The sequence below is a fragment of the Actinomadura vinacea genome (genome assembly GCF_039532545.1).
Classification (GTDB): domain Bacteria; phylum Actinomycetota; class Actinomycetes; order Streptosporangiales; family Streptosporangiaceae; genus Spirillospora; species Spirillospora vinacea.
In genome coordinates this window covers 134,976-159,340 of sequence record NZ_BAAARW010000022.1, presented here as the reverse complement: position 1 = coordinate 159,340, position 24,365 = coordinate 134,976, and the positions used below count along the sequence as shown (strand labels likewise).

The 24,365-nt window shown below is 69.7% G+C and carries 25 protein-coding genes; 10 read left to right on the top strand and 15 right to left on the bottom strand.

Annotation, left to right across the window (positions count from 1 at the left end):
* Positions 1 to 55: 55 nt before the first annotated feature.
* The gene (locus ABD340_RS30610) at positions 56 to 328 is read right to left on the bottom strand and encodes a hypothetical protein (protein WP_344593640.1); all 273 of its coding nucleotides are present in this window, start codon (positions 326 to 328) and stop codon (positions 56 to 58) included.
* 89 nt (positions 329 to 417) lie between these two features.
* On the opposite strand from ABD340_RS30610, the gene ABD340_RS30605 reads away from it, so the two are divergent.
* Entirely contained in the window at positions 418 to 624 is a 207-nt protein-coding gene (locus tag ABD340_RS30605; protein ID WP_425547473.1) for a VOC family protein, read from the top strand.
* Between the two features lie 485 nt (positions 625 to 1,109).
* Here the strand turns inward: ABD340_RS30605 and ABD340_RS30600 are convergent, their stop codons facing one another.
* Entirely contained in the window at positions 1,110 to 1,712 is a 603-nt protein-coding gene (locus ABD340_RS30600) for a TetR/AcrR family transcriptional regulator (protein WP_344593638.1), read from the bottom strand.
* Positions 1,713 to 1,995: 283 nt separating this feature from the next.
* Here ABD340_RS30600 and ABD340_RS30595 point away from each other — a divergent pair, with 283 nt between their 5' ends.
* From ABD340_RS30595 to ABD340_RS30585, 3 genes are all read left to right on the top strand, one after another.
* The gene (locus ABD340_RS30595) at positions 1,996 to 2,829 is read left to right on the top strand and encodes a TauD/TfdA dioxygenase family protein (protein ID WP_344593637.1); all 834 of its coding nucleotides are present in this window, start codon (positions 1,996 to 1,998) and stop codon (positions 2,827 to 2,829) included.
* A 1-nt stretch (position 2,830) separates the two neighbouring features.
* Entirely contained in the window at positions 2,831 to 3,418 is a 588-nt protein-coding gene (locus tag ABD340_RS30590; RefSeq protein WP_344593635.1) for a nuclear transport factor 2 family protein, read from the top strand.
* Between the two features lie 223 nt (positions 3,419 to 3,641).
* Complete coding sequence (locus ABD340_RS30585) at positions 3,642 to 4,589, top strand: TIGR03564 family F420-dependent LLM class oxidoreductase (protein ID WP_344593634.1); 948 nt, start codon at positions 3,642 to 3,644, stop codon at positions 4,587 to 4,589.
* 53 nt (positions 4,590 to 4,642) lie between these two features.
* On the opposite strand, the gene ABD340_RS30580 is transcribed toward ABD340_RS30585, so the two are convergent.
* Positions 4,643 to 4,843 (bottom strand): carboxylesterase family protein, encoded by a 201-nt coding sequence (locus ABD340_RS30580; protein WP_344593632.1) that lies wholly within the window; start codon positions 4,841 to 4,843, stop codon positions 4,643 to 4,645.
* A gap of 14 nt (positions 4,844 to 4,857) precedes the next feature.
* On the opposite strand from ABD340_RS30580, the gene ABD340_RS30575 reads away from it, so the two are divergent.
* Positions 4,858 to 5,025 (top strand): hypothetical protein, encoded by a 168-nt coding sequence (locus ABD340_RS30575; protein WP_344593630.1) that lies wholly within the window; start codon positions 4,858 to 4,860, stop codon positions 5,023 to 5,025.
* A gap of 38 nt (positions 5,026 to 5,063) precedes the next feature.
* On the opposite strand, the gene ABD340_RS30570 is transcribed toward ABD340_RS30575, so the two are convergent.
* Positions 5,064 to 5,717, bottom strand: a complete 654-nt coding sequence (locus ABD340_RS30570; protein ID WP_344593628.1) for a TetR/AcrR family transcriptional regulator — start codon at positions 5,715 to 5,717, stop codon at positions 5,064 to 5,066.
* Between the two features lie 466 nt (positions 5,718 to 6,183).
* Here ABD340_RS30570 and ABD340_RS30565 point away from each other — a divergent pair, with 466 nt between their 5' ends.
* Positions 6,184 to 6,648, top strand: coding sequence for an alpha/beta fold hydrolase (locus tag ABD340_RS30565; protein WP_344593627.1), 465 nt, complete (start codon positions 6,184 to 6,186; stop codon positions 6,646 to 6,648).
* Positions 6,649 to 6,936: 288 nt separating this feature from the next.
* Here ABD340_RS30565 and ABD340_RS30560 read toward each other — a convergent pair whose 3' ends face one another.
* The 8 genes from ABD340_RS30560 to ABD340_RS30525 all read right to left on the bottom strand — a co-directional run bounded on the left by ABD340_RS30560 (position 6,937) and on the right by ABD340_RS30525 (position 17,837).
* Positions 6,937 to 9,153 (bottom strand): beta-glucosidase, encoded by a 2,217-nt coding sequence (locus ABD340_RS30560; protein WP_344593625.1) that lies wholly within the window; start codon positions 9,151 to 9,153, stop codon positions 6,937 to 6,939.
* 345 nt (positions 9,154 to 9,498) lie between these two features.
* Positions 9,499 to 10,362 carry an alpha/beta hydrolase fold domain-containing protein gene (locus ABD340_RS30555; RefSeq protein ID WP_344593668.1) on the bottom strand — a complete coding sequence of 288 codons (864 nt, stop codon included), beginning with the start codon at positions 10,360 to 10,362 and terminating at the stop codon, positions 9,499 to 9,501.
* A 98-nt stretch (positions 10,363 to 10,460) separates the two neighbouring features.
* Complete coding sequence (locus tag ABD340_RS30550; RefSeq protein ID WP_344593623.1) at positions 10,461 to 11,078, bottom strand: TetR/AcrR family transcriptional regulator; 618 nt, start codon at positions 11,076 to 11,078, stop codon at positions 10,461 to 10,463.
* Positions 11,079 to 11,254: 176 nt separating this feature from the next.
* Complete coding sequence (locus tag ABD340_RS30545) at positions 11,255 to 13,750, bottom strand: glycoside hydrolase family 2 TIM barrel-domain containing protein (protein WP_344593621.1); 2,496 nt, start codon at positions 13,748 to 13,750, stop codon at positions 11,255 to 11,257.
* Between the two features lie 281 nt (positions 13,751 to 14,031).
* Positions 14,032 to 14,760, bottom strand: a complete 729-nt coding sequence (locus ABD340_RS30540; RefSeq protein WP_344593620.1) for an MFS transporter — start codon at positions 14,758 to 14,760, stop codon at positions 14,032 to 14,034.
* Between the two features lie 106 nt (positions 14,761 to 14,866).
* The gene (locus ABD340_RS30535; RefSeq protein ID WP_344593618.1) at positions 14,867 to 15,670 is read right to left on the bottom strand and encodes a DeoR/GlpR family DNA-binding transcription regulator; all 804 of its coding nucleotides are present in this window, start codon (positions 15,668 to 15,670) and stop codon (positions 14,867 to 14,869) included.
* Between the two features lie 374 nt (positions 15,671 to 16,044).
* Positions 16,045 to 17,346: a tetratricopeptide repeat protein gene (locus tag ABD340_RS30530; RefSeq protein ID WP_344593617.1), complete on the bottom strand. Its 1,302-nt coding sequence runs from the start codon at positions 17,344 to 17,346 to the stop codon at positions 16,045 to 16,047.
* Positions 17,347 to 17,486: 140 nt separating this feature from the next.
* The gene (locus ABD340_RS30525; RefSeq protein ID WP_344593615.1) at positions 17,487 to 17,837 is read right to left on the bottom strand and encodes a hypothetical protein; all 351 of its coding nucleotides are present in this window, start codon (positions 17,835 to 17,837) and stop codon (positions 17,487 to 17,489) included.
* A gap of 518 nt (positions 17,838 to 18,355) precedes the next feature.
* On the opposite strand from ABD340_RS30525, the gene ABD340_RS30520 reads away from it, so the two are divergent.
* Positions 18,356 to 18,736: a hypothetical protein gene (locus ABD340_RS30520; RefSeq protein ID WP_344593613.1), complete on the top strand. Its 381-nt coding sequence runs from the start codon at positions 18,356 to 18,358 to the stop codon at positions 18,734 to 18,736.
* A 623-nt stretch (positions 18,737 to 19,359) separates the two neighbouring features.
* Here the strand turns inward: ABD340_RS30520 and ABD340_RS30515 are convergent.
* A complete protein-coding gene (locus tag ABD340_RS30515; protein ID WP_344593612.1) occupies positions 19,360 to 20,544 on the bottom strand; it encodes an MFS transporter in 1,185 nt (394 codons plus the stop codon).
* A gap of 128 nt (positions 20,545 to 20,672) precedes the next feature.
* On the opposite strand from ABD340_RS30515, the gene ABD340_RS30510 reads away from it, so the two are divergent.
* From ABD340_RS30510 to ABD340_RS30500, 3 genes are all read left to right on the top strand, one after another.
* Positions 20,673 to 21,023, top strand: coding sequence for an ArsR/SmtB family transcription factor (locus ABD340_RS30510; protein WP_344593610.1), 351 nt, complete (start codon positions 20,673 to 20,675; stop codon positions 21,021 to 21,023).
* A 281-nt stretch (positions 21,024 to 21,304) separates the two neighbouring features.
* Positions 21,305 to 21,601 (top strand): hypothetical protein, encoded by a 297-nt coding sequence (locus tag ABD340_RS30505; protein WP_344593608.1) that lies wholly within the window; start codon positions 21,305 to 21,307, stop codon positions 21,599 to 21,601.
* Positions 21,602 to 21,617: 16 nt separating this feature from the next.
* Positions 21,618 to 21,833, top strand: coding sequence for a hypothetical protein (locus ABD340_RS30500; protein WP_344593607.1), 216 nt, complete (start codon positions 21,618 to 21,620; stop codon positions 21,831 to 21,833).
* 36 nt (positions 21,834 to 21,869) lie between these two features.
* Here ABD340_RS30500 and ABD340_RS30495 read toward each other — a convergent pair whose 3' ends face one another.
* Both ABD340_RS30495 and ABD340_RS30490 read right to left on the bottom strand, forming a co-directional pair.
* On the bottom strand, positions 21,870 to 23,648 hold the full coding sequence (locus ABD340_RS30495; RefSeq protein ID WP_344593606.1) for a gamma-glutamyltransferase family protein: 1,779 nt from the start codon (positions 23,646 to 23,648) through the stop codon (positions 21,870 to 21,872).
* Complete coding sequence (locus ABD340_RS30490) at positions 23,645 to 24,316, bottom strand: GntR family transcriptional regulator (protein WP_344593604.1); 672 nt, start codon at positions 24,314 to 24,316, stop codon at positions 23,645 to 23,647. Before ABD340_RS30490 ends, ABD340_RS30495 begins: the two co-directional genes overlap by 4 nt.
* Positions 24,317 to 24,365: the final 49 nt, after the last annotated feature.

Genomic DNA, 24,365 nt, shown 5'->3' with positions numbered 1-24,365 from the left:
GCGGAGCCGCGTGGGACCCCTCGCGGGTGTCGCTTCGCTGAGCCGATGCCCCATGTCACAACGACGTTGGCGGCCGAACGCTGCCGTCTACAAGCCATGGCCGCGATCGTCGGGCGGTTTCCTGGATCCGGATCAGGTTGCCCGCACGATCGTGGACCCCGTACTCCTGCTCGGTCTGCTCCCGGACGACCTCGGCGTGGACGCCGGTGCAAGTCCCCTTGGCCATCATCTCCACGATCATGCGGCTGATGGATCGTGCCGTCCATGCCGACCACGCTAACCACGGCCGAGTGATCAGCACTTCTCGATTCCTGATCAGTCCGCTCATCCGTTCCACCTGGCACCGACCAGACGCCTTCTGAAGGTGCCCGGTGACGCTCAACGCGGCAAACCGCACGAGGCGACACAGCGCCGTCGATGACCACGACAAGGCGCTCGCCTTCTACCGGGACGCTCGGTGTCATCTTCAGGACCGACGACTGCGACGCGACCTTCGAGCGCGTCCGCGGCGCGGGTGCCGAGGTCATACAGGAGCCGATCGACCAGCCCTATGGCGTCCGCGACTGCGCTTTCCGCGACCCCTCCGGCAACATGCTGCGCTTCACCCAGCCTCGCCGACAGTGAGCCCTGGTCCAACACTTCCGGCTGATCCCCCGCCGCGGGTGACATCCAGAGACGAGGCAAAGACCGTCTACGCCTCGTAATCGGGCATGGCGGCATCACGACGCCAAGAGGGAGCCGTACCCGCACGGGCTGATGCTGTCAGGAGGCCTGGACGCGGGAAAGGAAAACATACGAGCTGCTCAAGCGTGCGAGGGCGAGCGCCGGGCAGTGGACCACGATTGCCGCAAGCCGCCATCTCCGTTCGTCCGAGTTCGTCCGCCGGAGGGTGCCCGGGATCTGTTGCCGGCCGCCACGATCATCGACCGGCCGCAGACGGTCCCGTCACACGACGCCCTCGGCGGCCAGGGCGTCCACCTCGTGGTTGTGCACTCCGTACGCCGGTGCGCCGCGAGCCGCTTCTTCCACCACTTCGCGTCCCTTCCGGTCGGCGATGCGTCAGCATCTCGGTCGCCGAGTCGGTGGGCCGTCTCAAAATGGGACCCGCACTAGGGTGCTGGGCTGGAGGACGGGGCGCCACTGTCCGACTGGGCAGCACGTGCCAGGTACTCCTCGATGAGCGTGAGCACCTCGTCGTGGCCGGCGGTGATGCCGAGCATGCCGTCCATCGCCAGGATGCGGGACAGGGCGGCGGTCACGACGGTCATCGCCGCCGGGGTCGGCCCGCCTACGTCGCCGGAGCCGTGGACGTGCTCGATGATCTCTTGCTGCCGCTCCCGGAATCTGCGGGTGTAGGAGGCCAGTTCGGCGCGGACGGCCTGGCGGTGGTTGGCGAGGGCGATGAACTCGATGGTCAGGGCGCTGTCCCGAGGTTCGCTGCTGACCTGCCACAGCGCGCGCAGTGGGTCGTCGGCCCGCGCGGCGCGTTCCATGCGCTTGAGGCTGGCCTCGGCGCCGCGCCGGAAGACGGCCAAGAACAGCTCGTCCATCGTGCGGAAGTAGTAGTACACCAAGGCCTGGTTGACTCCTGCCCTCGCGGCGACCTTGCGGGTCGTGACGGCGGCGTAGCCCTCCTCCAGCATCAGCTGGTTCGCCGCGTCGATCAGCGCGGTCCGGGTCCCGGAGTCCCTGGCGGGCGGGGAATCGCTCATGTCGCCCCCGACCACCGAGTGGGGACGGATCTGCCGGTATGGAGCACCCGGCCACTGTATCTGGGCCTTGACCCGCGCGATCCACCGATGTTAGGCATGTGCCTAATGGAATTTAGGCGAACGCCTAAGGACGCGGCACGGCGTGCCTCGCAGAGCCAAGGAGCGCGTGAGAGATGGGCGGTTCCGCGAAGTTGAAGAGCGATCGCACGCTCACGCGCCGTAGACACGGCCGCAGAGAGCGCTGCGGTCGTTCCCCGATTGCGAAACACCTCGGAGGTACGCGATGACCGTTGGGTTCACCCCTCTCAAACCGTTCGGTGTCGAGATCACCGGTGCCTCCGGCGCGCAGCTGGTCGACCGCCGGGCCGCGGACGAGTGCCAGGCGGCACTCGACGAGCACGGTGTCGTGGTCTACCGCGAGCTCGACATCGGCGACGAGGACCTGGTGGCGTTCAGCCGCCTGCTGGGCAAGGTGGTGGTGGCCAAGACCGGGGAGCACCGCCATCCGGAGATCGCCACCATCACGCTGGACCCGGCGAAGACCAACGCCGTGCTCGCCTCCTACCGGCAGGGCAACTTCCTGTGGCACGTCGACGGCCTGACCGACGAGCTCCCGCAGAAGGCCACCCTGCTCACTGCCCGGGAGGTCGACGACGCCGGCGGCGACACCGAGTTCGCCAACACCTACCTGGCCTACCAGGCGCTTCCCGAGGCGGAGAAGGCCGAACTCGACGGCCTTCGCGTGCTCCACAGCTTCGCCGCCGCGCAGGCCCGGTCCAACCCCGACGCCTCGGCGGGGGAACGAGCCGCCTGGGAGAAGGTGCCGTCCCGCGTCCACCCGCTGGTGTGGACCCGGCGTAACGGCCGCAAGTCGCTACTCGTCGGGGCCACCGCGGGCGAGGTCCTGGACCGTCCGGCCGAGCAAGGGCGGGCACTGCTGGAGCGGCTGCTCGAGTGGACGACCCGGCCGCGTTTCACGCTGCGGCATCGCTGGCGGCGCGGCGACCTGGTCATCTGGGACAACACCGGGATGCTGCACCGCGCCCTCCCGTTCGAACCGACGTCCCTGCGGCTGATGCACCGCACCACCCTCGTCGGCGACGAGGCGGTCGCCTGAGATGACCGGCGAAGACCTCGAGGCGCTGCGGCGCGACGTGCGATACCTCAAAGACCGCGCCGAGATCCTCGACTGCGTCGCCCGCCACGCGCGCGGCTGCGACCGTCACGACGACGACCTCATCACCGGTGCCTATCACCCGGACGGCACCGACGAGCACGGCTTCACCGTCAACTCCGGCGCCGACTACGCCGGCTGGGTCAACCCGGCGCACGCCGCGACGTCGCAGATCCACCTGCACAACATCACGACCCACTCCTGCGACATCGACGGCGATGTCGCCCACTGCGAGAGCTACTCGCTGGTCGTCCTGCTCGGCAAGGACGGACGGACGGCACAGGTGGTCAACGGACGTTACCTCGACCGTCTCGAGCGGCGAGACGGCCGGTGGCGCATCGCGCTGCGACGTTCCACCGTCGAGGTCATGTTCACCGCCGACGCCTCCGTCCTGAAATCCTCGTTCTTCCAGGAACAGGGCTACCTCAAGGGAACGCGCGACAAGGACGACCTGTCCTACCAGCGCCCGCTGCGGCTGGAGACGCCCGCTCCCGCTCGCTGGTCGTCCGCTCCGCCGGCGACCATCCGATGACGGGGGCGCCTTCACCCGGCTGGTGCCGCGGGACAGGGCCCCCGCGGACCGCGGACTGGACAGCGGCACCCATCGGATCGACATCGAATCACCCGAGCGTCCGTAGCCGACCGAAGAGAAACATGTGCCTCGCCCCGATGAATCCCGGTTCGAGGCGCGGCCCGACCACTTCCCCGCGCGGTGTGAGATCTCGGCGCCGCGGGACACCCATGGAGGACGCGGCATGCGCATCGGCCTCACCGGCGGTGCTTCAACCCCCGACAAGATCATCCAGCAGGCGAAGCGGGCCGAGGAGGACGGCTTCACCTCGCTGTGGTACGCCAGCATCGTCACCGGCGATCCGCTGACCCCCATGGCCCTCGCCGGGCGGGAGACCTCGGCGATCGAACTCGGCACCGCCGTCCTGCAGACCTATCCTTGCCATCCGCTGCTGCAGGCCAACCGCGCCGTCTCCGTGGCCGCCACCATGGGCCGCCCCGGCCTGACCATCGGCATCGGCCCGTCCCACGAGCCGATGATCCGGGACGTGTACGGCATGTCCTACGACCACCCCGGCCGTAGCACCGAGGAGTACATCCGGATTCTCACCGGCCTCCTGCGCGGCGAGGACGTGGACTTCCAAGGCGAGGACTGGACGACCCGCAGCAGCGGCCGGATGGCGGCCGGCGACCATTCCGTCCCCGTGCTGCTGTCGGCCCTGTCGCCCCGGCTGCTGCGCGTCGCCGGCCAGTACGCCGACGGCACCATCCTGTGGATGGCACCCGCCAAAGCGATCGACGGCCACATCGCGCCCCGGATCCACGCCGCCGCGGCCGCGGCCGGCCGGCCGGCGCCCCGCATCGTCGCCGGGCTGCCCGTCGCCGTCCACGACGATGCCGCGCGAGCCCGGGAGGCGGTCGCGGCCACCGCCGGAACGTACGCCGGGATGGCCAACTACCAGCGCATCATGGACATCGGCGGTGCCCGGTCCCCGGCCGAGGCGGCCCTCGTCGGCGACGAGACGTCGGTGCGCCGCCAACTCCAGTCGCTTCTGGACGCCGGAGCGACCGACATCTGGGTCAACATCGTCCCCGTCGGCCCCGACCACGCCGCGTCGGTTCGCCGCACCCGAGACCTCCTCCGCGAACTCGCCACCCCACCCGCTGAACAGCGCCATCGCAGCTCGGCATAGGAGGCCGGGCCCGCGAGCCGACTTCTCTTCGGAAAGCGAGGCACCCTCGGTGGTCAACGGTGCGGGTCGCGGATGTGAGCGTTTCCGCCGACGTCCGGCATGCCATGAACCCGCAGCGCCTGGAAGCGGGCTTCGCCGAGCGGGGGCTCGGCGTGCGGAATGCCACGGAAAACGGCCAGACCGTCCTCCGTGCGGCCGCGCACCACACCGGCGGCGATGCGGACCTCGGGCCGGGAGGTCTCGACTACGGACATGGGGAACTCCTCAGATGATCGACGTGGACGAGTCCCACTACTTCGTATCAGGCACGTCGATGGCCGCTGGGGCCGGTTCGGAGGAGTCCAGGCTGGTCCGGAGCGTCACCGGCTTCAGCAGGACCGCCGCGACGAAGCCGAGGGCGGCGATGAGGAAGATGACTCCGGTCGCGTCGGCGTAGGCAGCCGACTCGCGGTCCGCACCGGAGCCGGCCGGCGATCAGCCCTCGCGCGTGACCGGCGCCTCCCACAGGGCGGCGATCGCGTCGATCAAGCCGTTCGCCGCCTCACCCCAACTGGCGCGGAACGTCGGCGCGTTGTCCGCGAGGGCGCGCTCCCGGTCCGCGACCATCTGCGTGATCAAGTGACGGGTCATGGCGGCGCGTTCGGCGTGCACCTCGGCCGGCAGGTCGGGCAGGCAGCGGTTCAGACCATCCTGCAGCTTCCGCATCGAGGGCGCTCCGGCCGCGAACTCCTCGGCCGTGACCGCACGCAGGGCCGGGTCGTCGGTCACCTGGGCGATGAACCGGGCGTACCAACTGGGCGTACCCAGGGCCTCCAGATACCCGGTGACGGGGCGGACCGCACAGGCCACCCAGTCCCGCAGGTCGGCGGAGTCGCCGATCTCGGCCAGCATGCGCAGACGGCCGACCTCGATCGCTTCGGCATGCCGGCGGGCGATGGCGCGCACCAGGTCGACCTTGGTGCCGAAGTGATAGCTGACCGCGGCGTTGTTGCCCTGCCCGGCGGCCTCGCTGATCTGGCGGTTGGCGACCGCATGCACCCCGTGTTCGGCGAACAGCCTCTCCGCCGCGCTCAGGAGCGCCTCCCGCGTCGCGCTGACCCGCTCGTCCCGCCTCACCCTGCCGACCATCGTCACCACCGCTTCGGGACATCACACCAGCCCGCGCAGGCCCGTCCACCAGGCCACCGCAGGCCCTCGACCAGGTCGGCGAGGTCAAACGACGAAAGCGTACGGCCCGATTTGGAGATGCAGAACCCGCCAGATTTAAAATCAACCCGTTGATTTAAGGCGGCGGGAAATCCCCCACACCTGCCTGTTCCTACGGAGACCAGCCATGCCGCCTACGGGGCCCTTGGGCGCGGTACCGGTGTCCGAGACGGCTGCCGCCAACTGTCTCAATACTCTGCTGCGGCCATCCGCACCTCCTTCGCCAGCGCCGCCCTCCTCGCCCTGCGCCTGGCCTCCTTCCTCCCCCGGCAACGCGAGGGCGCCACCGCGCGCGGGGCCCCCGCCGAAACAGTCGCCCAGAAGGTATAGACGTCCCTGCGCCCGCACACCCGACAGAGAACCCCCACGACAGGCAACGAGAACGAACGTGGCCACCTACGTCCTCGTACCCGGCGCTCACGGCGGCTGGTGCTACCAGCCCGTCGCCAGGATCCTGCGGCAGGCCGGACACGACGTCCACACCCCGACCCTGACCGGAGTCGGCGAGCGCTCCCAACTGCTCAGCAACGACATCGACCTCGACTTCCACATCAACGACGTCATCCAGGTCCTGACCTACGAGGACCTGAGCAACGTGATCCTGGCCGGACACAGCTACGGGGGCATGGTCATCACCGGCGTCGCGAGAGTGCTCTCCGAGCCGCGCATCATCTGGAGCGGCACCGGCCTGGCCACATGGAGGGACCGCACCCTGATCCGGCGCGGTGACCTGTGGTACCTCCTGGTGACCGAAGGCGGCACGGGCCCGGGGTCTGCGTCACGCGGTCGGACTCGCCCTCCGGCCCGTGGGAGCCGCACCCGGCGAACCCGATCGTGTCGCCGCCACCGGTGAACCAGCGAGGGCTGCTGAACTAGTGCAGGGCGACGACCGGTTCAAGGCCGAGAACGCGCGCGGTGTCGATCATGCGGCGGTAGCGGGCGAGTCAGGCCTTGGAGAACTCGCCGGGCTCCGGTTCGCTGGGGGCCCATTCGATGCCGAACCGGTAGGCGTTCAGGACGGCTTTGGACAGCAGCCTCATATCCCCGCCATGGCCGGGTCACCGCTTCACCAGTCGCTGTTGAGGTTGTTGCCCTCGGCTGGTGCGGTGGACGCGCCCCGGACGAAGGCCGGGGTCGCGGCTTATCGAGTCGCCTCCAGGATCTCGGTCAGGTCGTCGGTGGACACAGGGACGCCGGGGAAGTGGAGGAACTGGCGGGCCGGGATGGATGCGACCATGTCCATGAGGTCGCTGTTGGCCTCCCCCTGTCGGCGCTGTTCCTCGGTCGCCCCGGCCATGAGCGCCTCGCGGAGCAGCGGGCCGGCGACGGGGTGGGCGAACCAGTCGCCCAGGGCGGAGTCGAGGGACAGGGCGGTCGCGGCGGTGTCGCCGGGGAGGGTGACGGTCTGTTCGGCGACGATGCGGGTGGCGCTCTCCCCGATCTGGACCGTGTACGTGCCGGGGGCGACCGCCCATTGGCCCGCTTCGATGTCGTAGTAGGCGAACGCCCTGCGGTCCAGTGGGAGTTGGACGGTGCTGGACTCCCCAGGCCGCAGGGCGACCTTGGTGAAGGCACGCAGTTCGCGTGCGGGCCGGCGGACGCGGCCGGCGGTGGTGGCGACGTACGCCTGGACGACGTGCTTGCCGGGCCGTTCTCCGGTGTTGGTCACAGTGACCCGCACGATGGCGGTGTCGTCGCCGGTGACGTCGACGGCCAGGTCGCCGGTGCTGAACGTGGTGTAGCTCAGACCGTGTCCGAAGGGGTAGCGGACGGCGCGTCCGACGGTCTCGTGGTGGCGGTAGCCGACCATCACGCCCTCGCCGTAGCGGACATGGCCGGCCTCACCGGGGAATGTGAGGTAGCTGGGGGTGTCCTCCAGCCGCAGCGGGATGGTCTCGGCCAGGCGGCCGGACGGGTTGACGACGCCGGACAGCACGTCCGCGAGGGCACCGCCCGAGGCCTGTCCAAGGAGCCAGCCCGCCACGATCGCGTCGACGTCGTCGTGCCAGCCCTCCAGGGACACCACACCGCCGGTCGAGAGGACGACCACTGTGCGCGAGGCGACGGCGGCGACCGCGCGCAGCAGCACAACCTGATCGGCGGGCAGGTCGATGTGCTCGCGGTCCACCCCCTCGGTCTCGCCGCGCAGACCGACGAAGATCACGGCGACCTCGGCCCCGCGGGCGGCTCGTACGGCCTCCGCGCGCAGCGCCTCCGGGTCCTCCCCGCCGGTCGTGAACCCGGCCGCGTAGGTCACGGTGTGGCCGAGGGCCTGGATGGCCTCCAGCGGGGTGTCGACGCGTGTGGCGTTGATCAGGGAGCTGCCGCCGCCCTGGAACTGCGGATCGGCGGCGAACTCGCCGATGACGGCGAGGCGCACCCCCGCCGCGAGCGGCAGGGTGTGCTCGTCGTTCTTCAGCAGGACGACGCAGTCCGCGGCCAACTCCCGTGCCAGGGCGTGGTGTTCGGCGGGTACGGTCTCATCGGGCTCCGGGGCGACGGCCGGTTCGGCCAGCCCGGCCACACGCCGCACGCTCGCGTCGACGACGGCCTCGTCCAGGAGGCCCGCGCGCACCGCCCTGACGATCGCCGCGTCGTTCGCGGCGTCCGGACCGGGCATCTGGAGGTCGAGACCCGCGGCCAGCGCCGCCACCCGGTCGCCGACGCCGCCCCAGTCCGAGACGACCACGCCCTCGAAATCCCACTCCGCGCGCAGGACATCGGTGAGCAGCCATCTGTTCTCCGAGGCTGGGACACCGTTGATCCGGTTGTAGGCGGCCATGACGGCGGCCGGGCGCGCCTCGGTGACGATACGTTCGAAGGCCGCCAGGTAGATCTCGCGCAGGGGGCGCTCATCGACGTCGGCGCTGACGCGCATCCGGTCGGTCTCCTGGTTGTTGGCCGCGAAGTGCTTCACGGCCGCTCCCACGCCCTGGGCCTGCAGGCCCCGCACGAACGCGGCGCCAAGGATGCCGGACAGAAGCGGGTCCTCGGAGTAGTACTCGAAGTTGCGCCCGCACAGCGGGGACCGCTTGATGTTCACGCCAGGGCCCAGGATGACTCCGACACCCAGCGCACGGGCCTCCCGGCCCACCGCCTCCCCCACACGTGCGGCGAGCTCGACGTCCCAGCTGGATCCGACGGCAACGGCCGGAGGAAAACAGGTGGCGGGCTCACTCGCGTGGAAGCCCAGGTGGTCGGCGTCGGCTTTCTGCCGGCGGACGCCATGGGGGCCGTCGGTCAGCACCACCGCCCGCACATCAGCCTCGCCGAGCGACTGAGTGGACCAGAAGTCCCCTCCAGAGAGCAGGGATGCCTTGCTCTCCAGAGGGAGGGCGGCCGGATCGGGCTGCTGCATGGGCGGATCCTTCCGAAGGTGCGACGGCGGCCTCACAGAGATGTTCGCCCGCCGAAAATCTATCATTCAAAAAATTAGGAGTGGCCACACTGGGACCACAAGGGCTTAGCAGTACGGAAGGCCGGGGCGCGGCATGACACTCGACATCGAGTCACCGAACCAAGAAGGGGAAGCCGGTAAGGGCGGTTTCGGCGCGGTTCACACTGATCCTGATCGCACTGCTGTGGGGGTCCCAGCTGAACAGCCTCATCGGCCTGATCGCTTCGAACGCCCAGTCCCAGATCGCGCCCCACCACCACACCGCTCAGCTCGCCTGGTTCAGCCAGATCGGCCTGCTCACGACGGTTACTCCTTCAGAGACCACCCCTCCCCGGGGTCCGAGGACGCCGGCCCCGTGGCCCTCAGTCCACCCGAGGCCGGCGCCATCGCAGCCAGCGGACGCTGGCCCGAATCGCCTGCGGACGCCCGAGGTACGACGCGATGGCCGACCGCATCGCCGCCTCGTTCAACGCGGTCGACTTCCTTGAGGGACGGGGTCCGGTTCAGGTGTCCGTGTGTCATGCCCGCCGCGAGATACCTCCGGCCGGGGACGCCGGACTCCTCCAGTTGCCGGGCGAGCAGGTCGCCGGACGGCCGGAGGTCGTCGTACTCGGCGAGGACGATGCCGGTCGCGGGAAGGCCGTCGAGGTTCGCCGCCCCCGGCAGCGCGGCCGCCGGCAGATCGGTCAGGCGGCCCACGTAGTTGCGCACCATGTGCTCGATCGACTCGGTGGTGAAGCGCAGGAGCGCCGGCAGGTCCCGCATCCCGGCCGCCGTCCGGTCGTCCAGGGCCGGGGTCGGGAAGTGGACGAAGGGATAGGCGAGCAGCAGGGCGTCCGGACGCGGCTCGTCTTGATCGCGGAGCCGGATCGCCGTGGACAGGGCGAGGGCGGCACCCGCACTCGCACCACCCAGACCGACAGGACCCGACGGCGGCCGACCGGTCCCGGCGAGCCAGCGCCACGCGGCGTGCGCGTCATCGACGGGAACCGGATACCGCGTGCCGCCCACGGCCAGGCGGTAATCGACCGAAACTACCAACGCCTCCGCGCGAGCGGCGAGTTCAGCGGACACGACGTGCGCTTCCAGCATGTCGAGATCACCGGCCATGAACCCGCCACCGTGCAACCACAGCAACGCCCGGCGAACCTCGTCCCGCGGGGCATAGATCCGGACGGGGACCTCTCCGTGAGGTCCCGGGACGGTGCGGTCCTCAACCGAGATCCGGCAGGTTCCACTCTCGGATTGGCTGCCAAAAATCTAAAAATTCAAGGCGTCTCCTGCCCGGAACCGGCCGGAGGCGCCAGCATCCGCGTGAACGTCTCAGCGATCGCGGCGATGTCCACCGTGGGGTCGTGCATCCACTGGATCTGCAGGCCGTCCAGCACCGCCAGCACCGCCCGGGCAAGGTGGTCGGCCGGTTCGTCGGCCCGGATCACGCCGGCCCGCTGCTGCTCCTGGAAATCCTGCGTGACCTCAGCCGCCAGGCCCCGGTAGCGCTCGGTGAAATAGCCGTGCGCGGGACTCTCCGGATCCGTGGCCGCCGCCGAGAGCGTGACATACAGCTTGGCCAGCCCAGGATGGTCCGTGGTGTGCCGCGTGCTCGCCACCATCCCGTCGACCATGCTCTCGCCCGCTCCGGCCGCACCCCCGGCGAACGCCTTCCCCAACACATCCCTACGCTCCAGAACCGCCAGAAGCAGCTCATCACGCGTAGGGAAGTAATAAGTCAACGCCGGCTGCGTCACCCCGACCCGCTCGGCGATGTCATGCAGCGAGGCCCGTTCCCCGAACTCGTCGACAGCCTCATAAGCGGCCTGGAGGATCTGCTCCCGCCGTTCCGCACTCTTGCGATACGGGCCCCGCGGCTTTCGCTGCTTCGTCACCCGACAGACCGTACTTCACCTCGTTCAGCGGCGAGTCGACGTATGGCCTGCGCTGTCGTGCCGCGGAGGCCGTGACGCGCCGGTGTGTCAGGGCGCCGGCGCCCAGGCCATCGAGGCGGTGTCGAACTTGTCCGGGTACCGCACTGGCCCGCGTGCCGTCTGATATGTGCCGACCGTCAGGACGTGGGAGGGATCGGGTCGGGTGATCTCGATGGTGTGGGGGCCTGCGGGTGCTGTTCGGCCGTGACGACGACGTCCACCGGATCGCATTCCCGCGCGGTCGCGGTGAGGTTGATCTTTCCGGCTGCGGTGGGGCGCAGGACGGCCAGCGCGCGTCCCTCGTAAGTGCGGCGTTCCGTGGTGTCGAACCGTTCCTCGGTCGACGGATCGGCGCTGCCGAAACCGATCAGTTCCCCGGCGCCGGAGACCTCGATGCTCACCGGCCGGTCGGCGCCGGTGTGGCAGATGCCCTGTGCGTCGGTGAGGGTCAGAACGACGTAGGCCAGGTCGCCGCCCGTCGCCCCGAGGACCTGGCGATCGGCCTCGGCGGTCAGCCGCACGGGGCCGGTGGCGGATCGCAGGCTGGTGCGGCCGGTCTCGACGCCGCCCCGGTAGGCGACGGCGACCAGTTCACCGGGCAGGTAGACGATCTCGAACTCGGTGCGGAAACGGTGCTCCGCGCCGACGGGACGCCGCCCGAAGGAACCACCCTCGGCGATGAGTTCGACCTCGTCGGCGTCGCTGTAGACCTCGACGGTGATCGGCTCGCCCTCGAAGCCGGGCCAGGTCCAACTGGAGACGGTGTCGCTCCAGGCCCACGGCGACCCGGCCCAGGTCTTGCCCTGTCGCTCGGGCCGGCGGACCGCGATGTAGGGCTCGGCGCGCAGGCCGAAGACGATCTCCCGGTAGTAGGAGGCGGGCCTGCGGTGGCCGGTGATGTCGATGTCGCCGCAGCCGGCGACCAGGTACGGGTAGGGCGCGTTGTGGGCGCGCTGCGGCTCGTCCGGCGCGAAGTACTGGGGCCGGCCGATGCCGACCTCGCCGAGGTAGTCCCAGCCGGTCCAGGTGAAGTCGCCGATGACGTGGCCGTACTGTCCGACCAGCTGCCAGTTGCCGTCGATCCTGGTGGGGAAGGTCTCGGTGCCGAGGATGATCCGGTTCGGGAACAGGTCGCGGTCCAGGGCGTAGCGGGCCTCGGCGTAGTTCATGCCGGCCACGTCGAGGACGGCGAAGGACTCCGCCGTGCGCTCGGTGACCAGCTCCGAGGAGCTGACCGCGTTCATCGCGTCGCCCGCGTCGGCCATGAGGGTGTTGATGCCGGCGCCGTCCCCCGCCTGCTCAAGCGCCTGCTTCCGGAGGGCGCCCAGCTCGGACATAACGGCGAGCATGCCGTTGACGGCGTTGGTGACGTAGCGCGTGGGGTCCAGGGAGCGGACCTTCTCGGCGAGCCTGCGTCCCCACACCGCGCCGAAGGGCGAACCGGTCTCGGGGATCTCGTTGCCGATCGAGTACATGATGACGCTGGGGTGGTTGAAGTCCTTGGCGACCATCGCCTCGATGTCGCGCTCCCACCACTCCGGGAAGCTGAGGCTGTAGTCGAACTCGCTCTTGCCGGAGGTCCACACGTCGAACGCCTCGTCCACGACCAGCATGCCGAGCCGATCGCAGGCGTCCAGCATCGCCTTGCTCATCGGGTGGTGGGAGCTGCGGATCGCGTTGAACCCGGCCTCCTTGAGGAGCTCGACCCGGCGTTCCTCGGCACGGGGGTAGGTCGCCGCGCCGAGGATCCCGTTGTCGTGGTGGACGCAGGCACCGCGGAGCTTGACGGTCTCGCCGTTGAGACGCAGGCCCCGCTCAGGGTCGAGTCGCAGCGAACGGATGCCGAAGGTGACCTTCTCCTCGTCCACGTCCCGCAGGGCCACATGGCACTCGTAGAGGGTGGGCGACTCCGGGCTCCACAGGGCCGGGGAGTGCGCGTAGAGGCGTTGCCGGGCGGTCGCGGGCTCCCCCGGCAACAACGTCAGCTTCGAGATGTCGCTCGCGACGACGGCCCCGGAGCCGTCCCATATCTCCGTGACGACGTCCACCGTGCGGACCTCGATCGAGTCGTTCGCCACGTGAGTCGCAACCTCGACCACGGCACGCGAGCCGTCGACATCGAGGGTGCGGACCCGAACGCCGTCGGGGGCGATGCGGACGACCTCGCCGACGAGGAGCCATGTGTCGCGGTAGATCCCGGCGCCCGTGTACCAGCGTGAGTCGCGGTGGGCGCGGGCTTCGACGCGGATCTCGTTGTCCTCGCCGAAGCGCAGGAAGCGGTCGGCGTCGACACGGAAGTGCGAGTAGCCGTACGGCCGCTGCCCGGCGTGGTCACCGTTGATGTACACGGTCGCGTCGCGGTACACGCCCTCGAACTCGATGAAGATCCGCCTGCCCCGGTATTCCTCCGGGACGGAGAAGGTCTTGCGGTACTCGAAGACACCGCCGGGAAAGTAGGCGCCGGCCGCGCCCTCCATCGTGACGCCGTCGTCCGGCGCCGCGCGCCGCTGCTCGATCATCGCGTCGTGCGGCAGCGTCACCGGACGGAAGGGAACCACCTGACCGGAGAGTTCGGCGAAGGGGTTGACCTTGGACCGGACCTGCCAGCCGTCGTTGAAGGACGTGCGGATCATGTGGACTCCATGAGTTGTCGGCTCGCTGCCGTGTGAGGGTCGCGCACACGGCCTGGCAGGACGCGCTACGCCCCGGCGACCTCGTCTTTGAGTGACCGCACCAAAAATCTATCATTCCAAAAAATTGACGTTAAGGGTGAGCGCGGGCCCTCGTGAACAGCACGCCGACGTCTTCCCCGACCCGACCGGCTCGACGTCCACCGCCACATGGCCTTCGGCTTCGGGGCCGGCCGCTGGCGCGCCTGGAACTCCAAGTCGTCTACGGCACTCTTCCGGCGCGTTCAACAAGTGCTGCGGCGCCGGGAGTTGCGTACTGGCCGCGCCGCCGTCCGAGACGCGGCCGCGGTATGTCCCGCCGCCATCACTCTCAGGGACGAATGACGTTCTGGCCGCACCTGCGGGACCTTTAGCGACAGCTCGTCACGGACCAGGACTGCGCCCCAGCGCGTATCCGAGGTTCGGCCCTCTCGGTGTCCGCCACTTTGCCGTGGGGGATCGTCCGCAAAACGCGAGGCCTGTCGAAGGCCGACGAGCATGCCTGCCACGCCGAGCAGCAGGAGTTGGACGGGCAGCGTGACGCCGGCGGCGACGCCGCCCGCTCCAATGCCCGCCCCGGCGAGGGCGCCGATGCTCCAGCAGCCGTGCACCGTCGTCATGATCGGCCGGCCTCGGACCCGTTCGGCGGCGATGGCTTGGGCGTTCATCGCGATGTCCAGAACCCCCTGGAAGGCTCCCCAGACCGCCAAGACCACGAACAGTTGCGCCGCGGACCCGGTCATGCCGATAAGAGCGCCGGCCAGGCAGTACCCCGGCAGGGTGAGGCGCACGACCGTGCGGCTGCCGACCCGTGACAGGAGCGCGCCGGCGAACATCATCGCGCAGACCGATCCCACCGGAGCACCGACGAGCGCCAGCCCCAGCGAGCCGTCCCCGAGGTTCAGGCGGGCCTTGACATCTGGGATATGCGCGGTCCAGGAGGCGAACAGCAGGCCATGGACGACGAAGACCACTGTGACCGCCCTGGCAGCGGCCTTTCCCACGGGCGCAGCGGTGGACGTCGCCCAGGCGCCGTAGGTCGGGGAGGCTGGGGGCGGCGTTTGTGAGGGGGACGATGTCTCAGGCACGGTGCACCTCGATGCCCATGGCGGCCACGGCATCGAGGGTCTGCGGCGGTGCGGCGGCGTCGGTCACCAGTACGTCCACTCGTTCGAGCGGGGCGACCACCGCCATCGCGGTGCGAGCGAACTTGGCGCCGTCGGCGGCCAGGATCGTCCGCGCCGCCAAGGAGATCGCCACCGACTTCACCGAGGCGTCCGCCGGATCATAGGCGGTGACACCGTGCTCGACCGAGACGCCGCAGCACGTCAGCACGGCCGTGTCGAAACGCAGGGCGCGAAGCCCCGCCTCCGCGAGCGGTCCGCTGACCGAAAGCTCGCCGGGACGGACCTCGCCGCCCGCCTGGATGATCCGGGTCGGCCCCGCGACCGCCAGCGCATGGGCCGCCTGCAGGGAAAGCGGCATCACCGTCACCCTTCGCCCGGCCAGTGCCCTGGCCACCTCCAGCCCGGTGGTGCCACCGTCGATCACGACGGCCTCCCCGTCCCGGACGAGCCCGGCGACCGCAGCACCTATACGCCGTTTGGCCTCGGCGTTGTCCAGCTCGCGGAAGACGAACGGAGGCTCCTGCCTCCGGGCCAACAGGCTCACCGCGCCCCCGCGGACGCGTCGCAGGACCCCCTGCTCCGCCAACTGCTCCAGGTCCCGCCGGATCGTCACCTCAGAGGTGCCCACCGCTCTGGCCAGCTCGGCCACCTCCACCCGCTCGGCCAAACGAAGGTAGTCAATGATCAGAGCATGCCGTTCCGAAAGGATCACAGGCCCATATGAACACGATCCATGTTCGGATACAAGACCGATCATGGCTTCGAGGACAGCGAATGCCGCAGCGGCCGCCATGGACCTGCCGTCCTGGCGCGGCCGGTGCGGCAGGTCTCGGCTGCGAGCAAGGCGCCCGGGGGGCAGGTGGCCCGGTTGGGCGTTGCACCTGCGGTTTCCCCCGGAGGGCCTCGCCTCCGGATACCGCGAGTCAGTGCTGTAGGGAACCCGATCGTCTCGGACGGGTGGGTCGCTCCTAGCTTGCCGGGCTCCGGCCGTGCACGGTTGCTGCGGCGCCCGGGACCCTACTTTGTGTGGCACCGGGCGACGGGGTAAGGGCGTCTGGTTCGCCCTTGCCCCGTCGCCGTAGGAGCCGGCAGCTTCAGGTAGCCCCCATGACGCCCGTGCAGGCGCGGCGATCAGGTGGCCTTGCCGCGGGCGATGTAGAGGTTCATGTCGGTGAAGTCGACGGTGATGTTGTAGGGCTTCCAGAAGCTGTGGGCGAAGTGGCCCAGCACGTCGAACCCGTTGGGGGCGGGGTTACGGCTTGGGTTCGCGAAGCAGTAGACCTCCTCGGCGGCGGCGTCGCCGAGGCGGATCTCCTTCGGGTAGCAGGGGTAGGCGACGGTTGGGCGGCTGTGGGCGAAAGTCTCGATCGGGCGGTCGTAGTCGGTGCGGATCCGCAACTGCTTGGCCGTTTCCTCGGACATGCCCGCGGCGCCCTCGCCGATTCCGCCGAAGTTCACGCCCATCACCCGTGTGCCGGAGCCGGCGATGCTGCCCATGCTGTGGCACATGTGTTCACGGGCCAGCCACAGCGGCAGGGGCTCGGCGCCCGCCCGTTCGGCGGCGGCGCGTACCTTCCTGGCCACCTCGGGGGTGCGGCGGCGCAGGATCAGCTGCTTGCCCGCGTAGTCGAAGGTGGTCAGCAAGTGGTAGAAGACCCACGTGCCGATGATGCCGTCGTTGGGCCCCCCGGGGTCAGCTGCGTCGGTGTCCGTCTCCGACCATTCCACGGGGATGTTGCGCAGTTCGATGCCGCCCAGTTTGAAGGAGTCCAGCACGCCGAAGTACTGCCATGCGCTGCCGTCCAGGTATTCGATCTTCTGGCTGGCGACGGCGCTCAGCCCGGCTTCCTTGGCCACTTCTGCGGACATGCCCAGCCACGGGGCGCCGGTGTAGAACATGAAGCGCTTTTGCGGTCCGCCGTTGACCGAGGCCTCTACCAGCGGTGACGGGTCCATCTGCTCCCATGTCAGCCGCGCGACGTCGCCGTGGATCTGATACGGCTTGCCGCGGACTGCCCCGAACCATTTGGCCCGGACTTCGTTGCCGGCCGCTTGCCAGCGTGGTATGGAGAGGGAGAATTTGTCTTGCCGGATGTAGCAGTCGCCCAGGAGCCGGTTGGTCTCCTTGTCGCCGGGCGCCAACTTGAGGGCCGTCTTGAGGTATTTCTCAGCCTCGGGGAACTTGTTGGCCAGTAGCCCGACATAGCCGCGCTGGCGGGCCGCGTGCACGTTATTGGGGTCCTTCTTCAGGATCTCCTCGTAGGCGCGGCCGGCCTGCTCGAACTTCCCGGCCTTGAACAACGCGTCCGCGTCACCGCCGCCGGCTTGCGCCGTGGCCGCCTCGCCCAGCAGCGCCACCGTCGCGGCGGCACCGGCCACCACAGCGGCGCCCCGCAACACCGAACGCCGGTCCCAGTCCCCATCAACAGCCAACGTACTCTCCTTCCGTGATGATCCTTCGCCACGAACTTTCTAGCGGCCGAGGAGTCACAGCACGGTGCGGAAAGCTGTGACCCGGCTGTGACCGCGAATCGGGCACGCTGACCGGCGATGAAAGTGCCGATGGCCGAGAATCATGCGGAGCCGGCGACTTTTGTCACCACCCGACCGGGCATCGCCCGGCGATGTCCCCGCTCCGTCCGGGAAATGTCATGGTCGTGCAACAACCGCAGCGGGCAGACTCGTTTACCGAACAGTGGTGACACGCGAGGCGGATCGTTGGACATGCTGACCAGCACCCCTTGGCCGGTCCGCTGGATCCTCTCGATCGGCCCGCGGAAGTCGAGGCGGTCCCGGTGCAGGATGCGCCGGCACCGCCATGTCCACAGGAGCCGCTGGCAGTGCAGCGCCAGCGGGAAGACAAAGCCGAAGAACCCGACGATGGCGATCGGCAGAAGGGCTTCGGAGCCGATCAGGATCGTCACGATCCACACGGTGCCGAAGGGGACGGCGAACGTGGCGAAGCATTTCCAGGACCTTGCGTAGTCTCGTCTGACACCCGGCGGGCGTCCGGTTTCTGCTGCGCGGGTACCTTCGGGTCTTCTGCGGTAACTGCCGTTGCTCCTCACGCCTCCTGCTGGGCCGGGCTCGGCCGTGTAGTTAGTCCTTTCGTGGTCCGTCAGATCAGGGCAAGGAGCGGTCGCTCTCGATCACGCCGCCGGTGCCGCAGTGCGTGTGCGGACGGGGACCGGGCAGCCGTGCGCGGGTGCGTGGCTGTGCCGGTTCGGGTCGCAGGGTGCTCCCCTGGCGCCGCACCAGGCCCGCCCGAATGCGGCCTCGCGTGGAGCGTCGGCGGCGGGCGGGGAACCGGCGGCGTCGGGTGGTCCCGGGCACGATCCCCGCGGCGCGCAGCACATGCGCGGCGGCCTGCTCAGCACGAGCTCAGCGCGCACGGCTCGCCGAACGGCACAAACCCCGCGGAGCGCCCGAACTCTACGTGAGAATGGGGCAGAAGATCGCCGCAGAGGTGAAGGAGACGGAGGCACCACAACTCAGCGTGGACGAGTGGACCATCGACCAGACGGTCGCGGAAGTCGAACGCTTCTTCGCTGGCGTCCTGGCCAAAGGCCCCACAGCCGACACCGCTGACGAGCGCCCTGCGCTGCTGCGATGGGCGAACCGTGCTGACGTCGAACGTTACCGCGCGTTCTATGCCCGGCCTTGGAGCACCGGCAGCTTCGACTCGGCCGTGCATGCCTTCGCTTGTGAGTGCGCCCGCCCCGAATGCGATGCCCAGGTCGAGCTCGCGCTCATCGACTTCCCGGCGCCGTCCGACGCCGCCTCACCTGTCCTTGCCGCAGGACACCACATGCCTGAGAACTGACCGAGGCCAGCGAACGACTTCGCTGAGAAACGCCAGGCCGCTATGGCCTTGGCCCCAAAGCGAATCAAAGCGTGCAGGGCATGTGGTCTGCGGGCCATCAGGACTTCTAGGGCGACCGGCTCGATGAACCGTCCGGTCCCCTACTGCCGGCAACGCGTCGGTCAGCTCCTGCTCGAAGGCCGGTCGCCGATCGCCGAGCAGCCGCCGCAGCGGCAGCGACGATGAATACAGTCAGCCGATGATCTGCTCCACCGTCCACGACCGCTCGAACTCGTGGACGTTCCGGACCACGTCCTGAGAAGGAGATCCGGCCAGCACGGCCGATGCGGCCGGGCCGTGGGCCCGCCCTCTGAGGGCGGGCCCACGAAGCGGTGCTGCACTTCCTCAATGGCCCGCTGCAAAGTAAGTCCGAACAGGATCGGCCCCACCCTCCGGACTTGCCTTGCGACTCGCAGGTCAGCGAGACACAGGCCGGAGCCATCAACCGGAACGGACAGCTCCAGCGGCCGCTCACGGACGGCGGCCGGCCCGTCGCAGATGTGCTCGCCGCACGTCGGTCAGCGGCAGGCCGTCCTCGGGTCGGACAACCCCGCGGTCAGCCGGGCCTAGGAAGGGCAGGGGCGTTACGCCTCGGCCTTCTCCGGGCTGGAGGGGGTCGGCAGAGGCGCTGCGAGCGCACGGTGGCGTGCGGTTGTCAGGTGGTACAGCAGCGCCAGGGCCGTGACACCGGCGGCTGGCAGCCCCAGCGCGGCGGGCACGATGGCAAACCACTCCTGGGCCAGTCCGCCCAGGCCGCCGCCGAGGGCCATCCCGACGTAGATGGCCGAGGAGTTGAGGCCGAGCAGAACCGGTGCTGCGGCCGGACTGAGGGCGATGAGCCGGTGCTGTTGGGGCACGACGATGACGCCCAGGGCCGCGCCCCAGATCGCGGCCCATGCCAGGGTGGACACGAGTGTGGCGGTCGCCACCGAAGTGAGGGCAAGTGCGACGGCGGCGATGGTGAGGGGCCCGGTCAACACGTGCGCCGGGTCGTGCCGGTCGACCAGCCGTCCGGCGATGATGTTTCCGGCCAGGATGCCGATTCCCCAGGCCAGCAGGATGACGGTGAGCAGCGATTCGGAGCCGCCGGTCGCATCCTGTAGGGCCGGGCCGATGTAGGTGTAGAGGGTGTAGGCGCCGAGGAAGACCAGCATGGTGACGGCCAGCAGCGCGAGGACCCGGCCCTGCTTGAGCGGGCGCAGTCGGTCGCCCAGTGAGGCGGCGGGAAGCGTCACCTTGGGCAGGCCCGCGGCGATTCCGAGGACGGCGAGGAGGCCGATCCCGGCGACGGCCCACAGGGTGGTGCGCCAGTCGGTACGGCCGATCAGCGTGCCGAGAGGAAGGCCCAACGCCGTCGCCAACGTGAGGCCGCCCAACACGAAGGCCAGTGCCCTGCCTCGGCGTTCCGGGGGTGCGATGGCCCCCGCAGTGCTGGAGGCGGCGGAGTTGATCATCCCGGCCCCGACCGCGGTGACGATGCGAGCGATCATCACTGCCTCGTAGCTGGTGCCCAGGGCGGTGACGGCGTTGCCGACCACGAAGACACTCAACGCGATCAGCAGCGCGGACCGTCTGTCCAGTCCACTGGTGAGCGCGCCCATGACGGGCGCCGACAGGGCCATCACCAGGGCGAAGACCGTCACCAGTTGCCCGGCGGCGGGAGTGGAGACCTGCAGGTCGGTGGCGATGGCGGGGAGCAGGCCCGCGATGACGTAGCTGTCGGTGCCGACGGCGAAGGTCGCCAGGGCCAGCGGAAGAAGTCGTTTCAACACCCGGGGGTGCCGCCTTTCCAGAGGAACCTCAGAAGTACCGAGCCGAACCCTAAGCAATACATGGATGCTTGTCCATATATCCATGGGTTGGTAGCGTGCGGGTGTGCGGAACACAGGGGGCGGCGATGCGTGAGGTGTCACAGCCGGCGACCGAGGCCATCCGGCTGGTGGAGGTGCTGCGCGCTCTGGCCGATCCGGTGCGGCTGGACCTCGTCCTGCGGCTCGACCGGATGGGCGAAGACTTCTGCAACGCGATCGGCGCCGAAATCGACGTGCATCAGACGACGCTGTCGCACCACTACCGGGTGCTGCGCGAGGCCGGCGTGACGTGGACGAAAGTGCAGGGCCGATCCCGGCTGATACGACTGCGCCGAGAGGACCTCGACGCACTGTTCCCTGGCCTGCTCGACTCTGTACTGAGCGCACAGCGCCAGACCAGCGATACCGCGACCACCAGCACTGTCGAGGCGCCGTAGGCGCGGACTTTCCGGCACCCGCCCACAACATGCGATCAGCCGCGAACGAGCCCGTACCCCGCCGTCCTCGGCCTCGACCTGTCGCCGCCAGGGCCAAGCAGACCGGTGGCCCCTGCGATCGCCTCTGGCAGGGATACCGGTGAAGGTCGCCCAGATCCATGCGCCGGGCGCGACTTCCATCACGAACGGGACGTACAAGCGCTTCAGAAAGATCGTGCTGACGTGAAGGAAATCGCAGGCCGATAGCCCTTCAGCCTGGGCGCAGCAACGTTCGCCAGGAGGTGCACATTCCGGGGCGCGGGACCGAACCGCCGACTCCGCACGATCCGCCGCCAGCGGGCGGCTTGTCCGGCCTGACCACTGAACAACTCAAAGAAATGGGATACGTGGTCTGGACGGCTCCCCAAGAGAAGGGCTCGTGGATCTCCGAGGGCGACACCTCGATCTTCATGAACCTGCTCGACAACGGTCTGCTCGGTCACATCGATCCGAGCGGCCGGCCGTCCGCGAACCATGCCGCAAGCCGCTGGTTCGGCGCCGCCCAGCAGGACTTCGCCGCCAGGCTCAATCGCCCGTGACCCGGACGGCGACCGGTTGACCAGCATCTGGTGGCAATACGGCGATGCGGACACCTACCCCGGCAACGTCGCGCTCACGGAGACCTCGCAAGCGCGCCACCGCATCGCGAAATTCCGCGTGCCCCAGGACGCGGTGCCCGGCCAGACGATTCACCTGATCCTGCAGACAACGGACAACGGCTCGCCGGCGCTCACGTCATACCAACGCGTGGTGCTCACCGTGAAGGGCTGAAACCGGCGGGACGCGTTGCCGATCATCCCGTCGCCTTCACCGACCCGCGGCGTAGCCCTGGGCGCCGCGGGGGTTGGCCGCGGCGCGCAGGAAGTCGCCGTCCCGCGCGACCGCGCTGAGGCGGCCGAGCGACCACGGGCCCGGTGTTCGGACGGTGTGGCCGCGCCGGCGGAGTTCCGCGACGACCGCGGGGTCGGCCCGGTCCTCGATGAGCATCACGCCGGGCTGGGCCTGGCGCGGGTAGAACGAGCTCGGGAAGTGCACCGAGTGGAACATGGGCGCGTCGATCGCCTCCTGCAGGTTCAGCCCGCCGTGGACGACGGACAGGAAGAAGTTCAGGCTCCACTGGTCCTGCTGGTCACCGCCCGGTGTCCCGAACGCCAGCCACGGCCGTCCGTCCCGCAGCGCGAGCGAGGGCGAGAGGGTCGTGCGGGGACGCGCGCCGGGACGCAGCGAGCTGGGCAGGCCGGACTCCAGCCAGAACATCTGCGCCCGCGTGCCGAGGCAGAAGCCGAGGTCGGGAATGAGGGGCGAGCTCTGCAGCCAGCCCCCGCTCGGGGTCGCGGACACCATGTTGCCGTACCGGTCGACCACGTCCAGATGGCAGGTGTCGCCGCGGACGCGTCCGTCCGCACGGACGGTCGGTTCGCCCACTCCCCCGGTCACCGGGACGGTCGCTTCGCCGCCCGCCGGAAGCAGCGGGTCGCGCCCGTCCGGACGTCCTGGACGCAGGTCGTGGCTCGCGGTTTCGCCCACGAGGGAACGCCGTGATCTGTTGTAGGTGTCGCCGAGCAGCGTCTCCATCGGCACGTCGGTGAAGTCCGGGTCGCCGTACCACGCCTCCCGGTCGGCGAAGGCGAGCTTCGCGCACTCGACGACCGTGTGGACGTAGTCGGCGGAAAGGTGCCCGGCCGTGTCCAGATCGAAGCCCGACAGCAGGGCGAGCTGCTGCAGGAACACGGGGCCCTGCCCCCACGGCCCCGTCTTGTAGACCGTGTGGCCGTGGTAGTCGTAACCGAGCGGGTCTTCGGCGGTCGCCTCCCAGGATGCGAGGTCGTCGCCGGTCAGCAGGCCGCCGTGGGCGCGTCCCGAGCTGTCGCGCCAGGCGGTCGCGGCGCAGAATTCCGCGATCGCCGCGGCAACGAACCCGCGGTACCAGGTGTCGCGGGCGGCGGCGAGCTGCCCCTCGCGGGTACCGGACGCCGCGCGGGCCTCCGCGACGACCCGCCGGTAGGTGGCCGCCAGCCCGGGGTTGACCAGCCGTGATCCTGGACGCGGCGGCCGGCCGGCCGGGAGCCAGACGGCCGCGGACGTCGGCCAGTCGTCGGTGAACATCTGGGCGACCGCGCCGATCGTGGCGGAGATCCCGTCGACGGCGGGAAACCCGTGCTCGGCGTAGGAGATGGCGGGCTCCAGCACGTCCGCGAGCGTCCAGGTTCCCCAGCGCTCCAGCAGGTGCAGCCACCCGCCGAACGCGCCGGGCACCGTCGCCGCGAGAAGCCCGGTCCCGGGGACCTCGTCCAGGCCGAGCCCGGTGAACCGGTCGATCGTGGCGGCGGCGGGTGCGGTGCCCTGCCCGCACACGGCGGACACCTTCTCCTCGTCCTCGCTCCACAGCAGGATCGGCACCTCGCCGCCGGGGCCGTTCAGGTGGGGTTCGACGACCTGCAGGACGAATCCGGCGGTGACGGCCGCGTCGAAGGCGTTGCCGCCGCGTTCCAGGACGCTCATCCCGGCGGCGGACGCGAGCCAGTGGGTGCTCGCCACCATGCCGAAGTCGCCGGCCAGTTCGGGACGGGTGGTGAACACGCTCATCCTTTCCCGTGGTTGTCGAGGAACGCGGCCACCCGCAGATCCCGGACGCGGGAGAGGTGCTCGGTCATCGCCGCTCGCGCCGTCTCCGCGTCGCCCCGCCTGATCGCCTCGATGATCCGGACGTGCTGGGCCTGGCCCTCGCCGAGCTCGGCGGGCTTTCGCACGTGCATCTGCGGGTTGTAGATCTGCTGGAGCACGCTCAGCTCGTCCAGCAGCCTGGTCATCGTCTCGTTGTGCGCGGCGGCGCGCAGCCCCGCGTGCCATTCGGTGTTGAGCCGCAGGTGCGTTTCGTAGTCGGTGCAGGTCCCGGCCTCCGCGGTGAGGTGCTCCAGCCGCGCGAGGTCGTAGGGGGAGGCGTGTTCGGCGGCCCGGGCGGCGCAGGCGGATTCGAGCACGATGCGGACCTCGTAGATCTCCAGGATCTCCTCCGGCGTGCGCCTCTTGACGACATAGCCCCGGACCTCCCGGTTGATCAGGCCCTCCTGCGCGAGCCGCGCGAGCGCCTCCCGGACCGGGGTCCTGGACACTCCGAGCCGCTTGCTCAGCACGGTCTCCAGCAGCAGCGAGCCCGGCGGCAGCGAACCGTCGACGATCATGTTCCTGATCGCCTCGTACCGCGCGGTGGCCGAGTCCCGCGGGCCCGGCCGTTCAGGCGCGCTGTTCGACATGAGGCACTCCCTATGCGTGCGGCGATACCGCGAGACCGGCCCTGCGGGG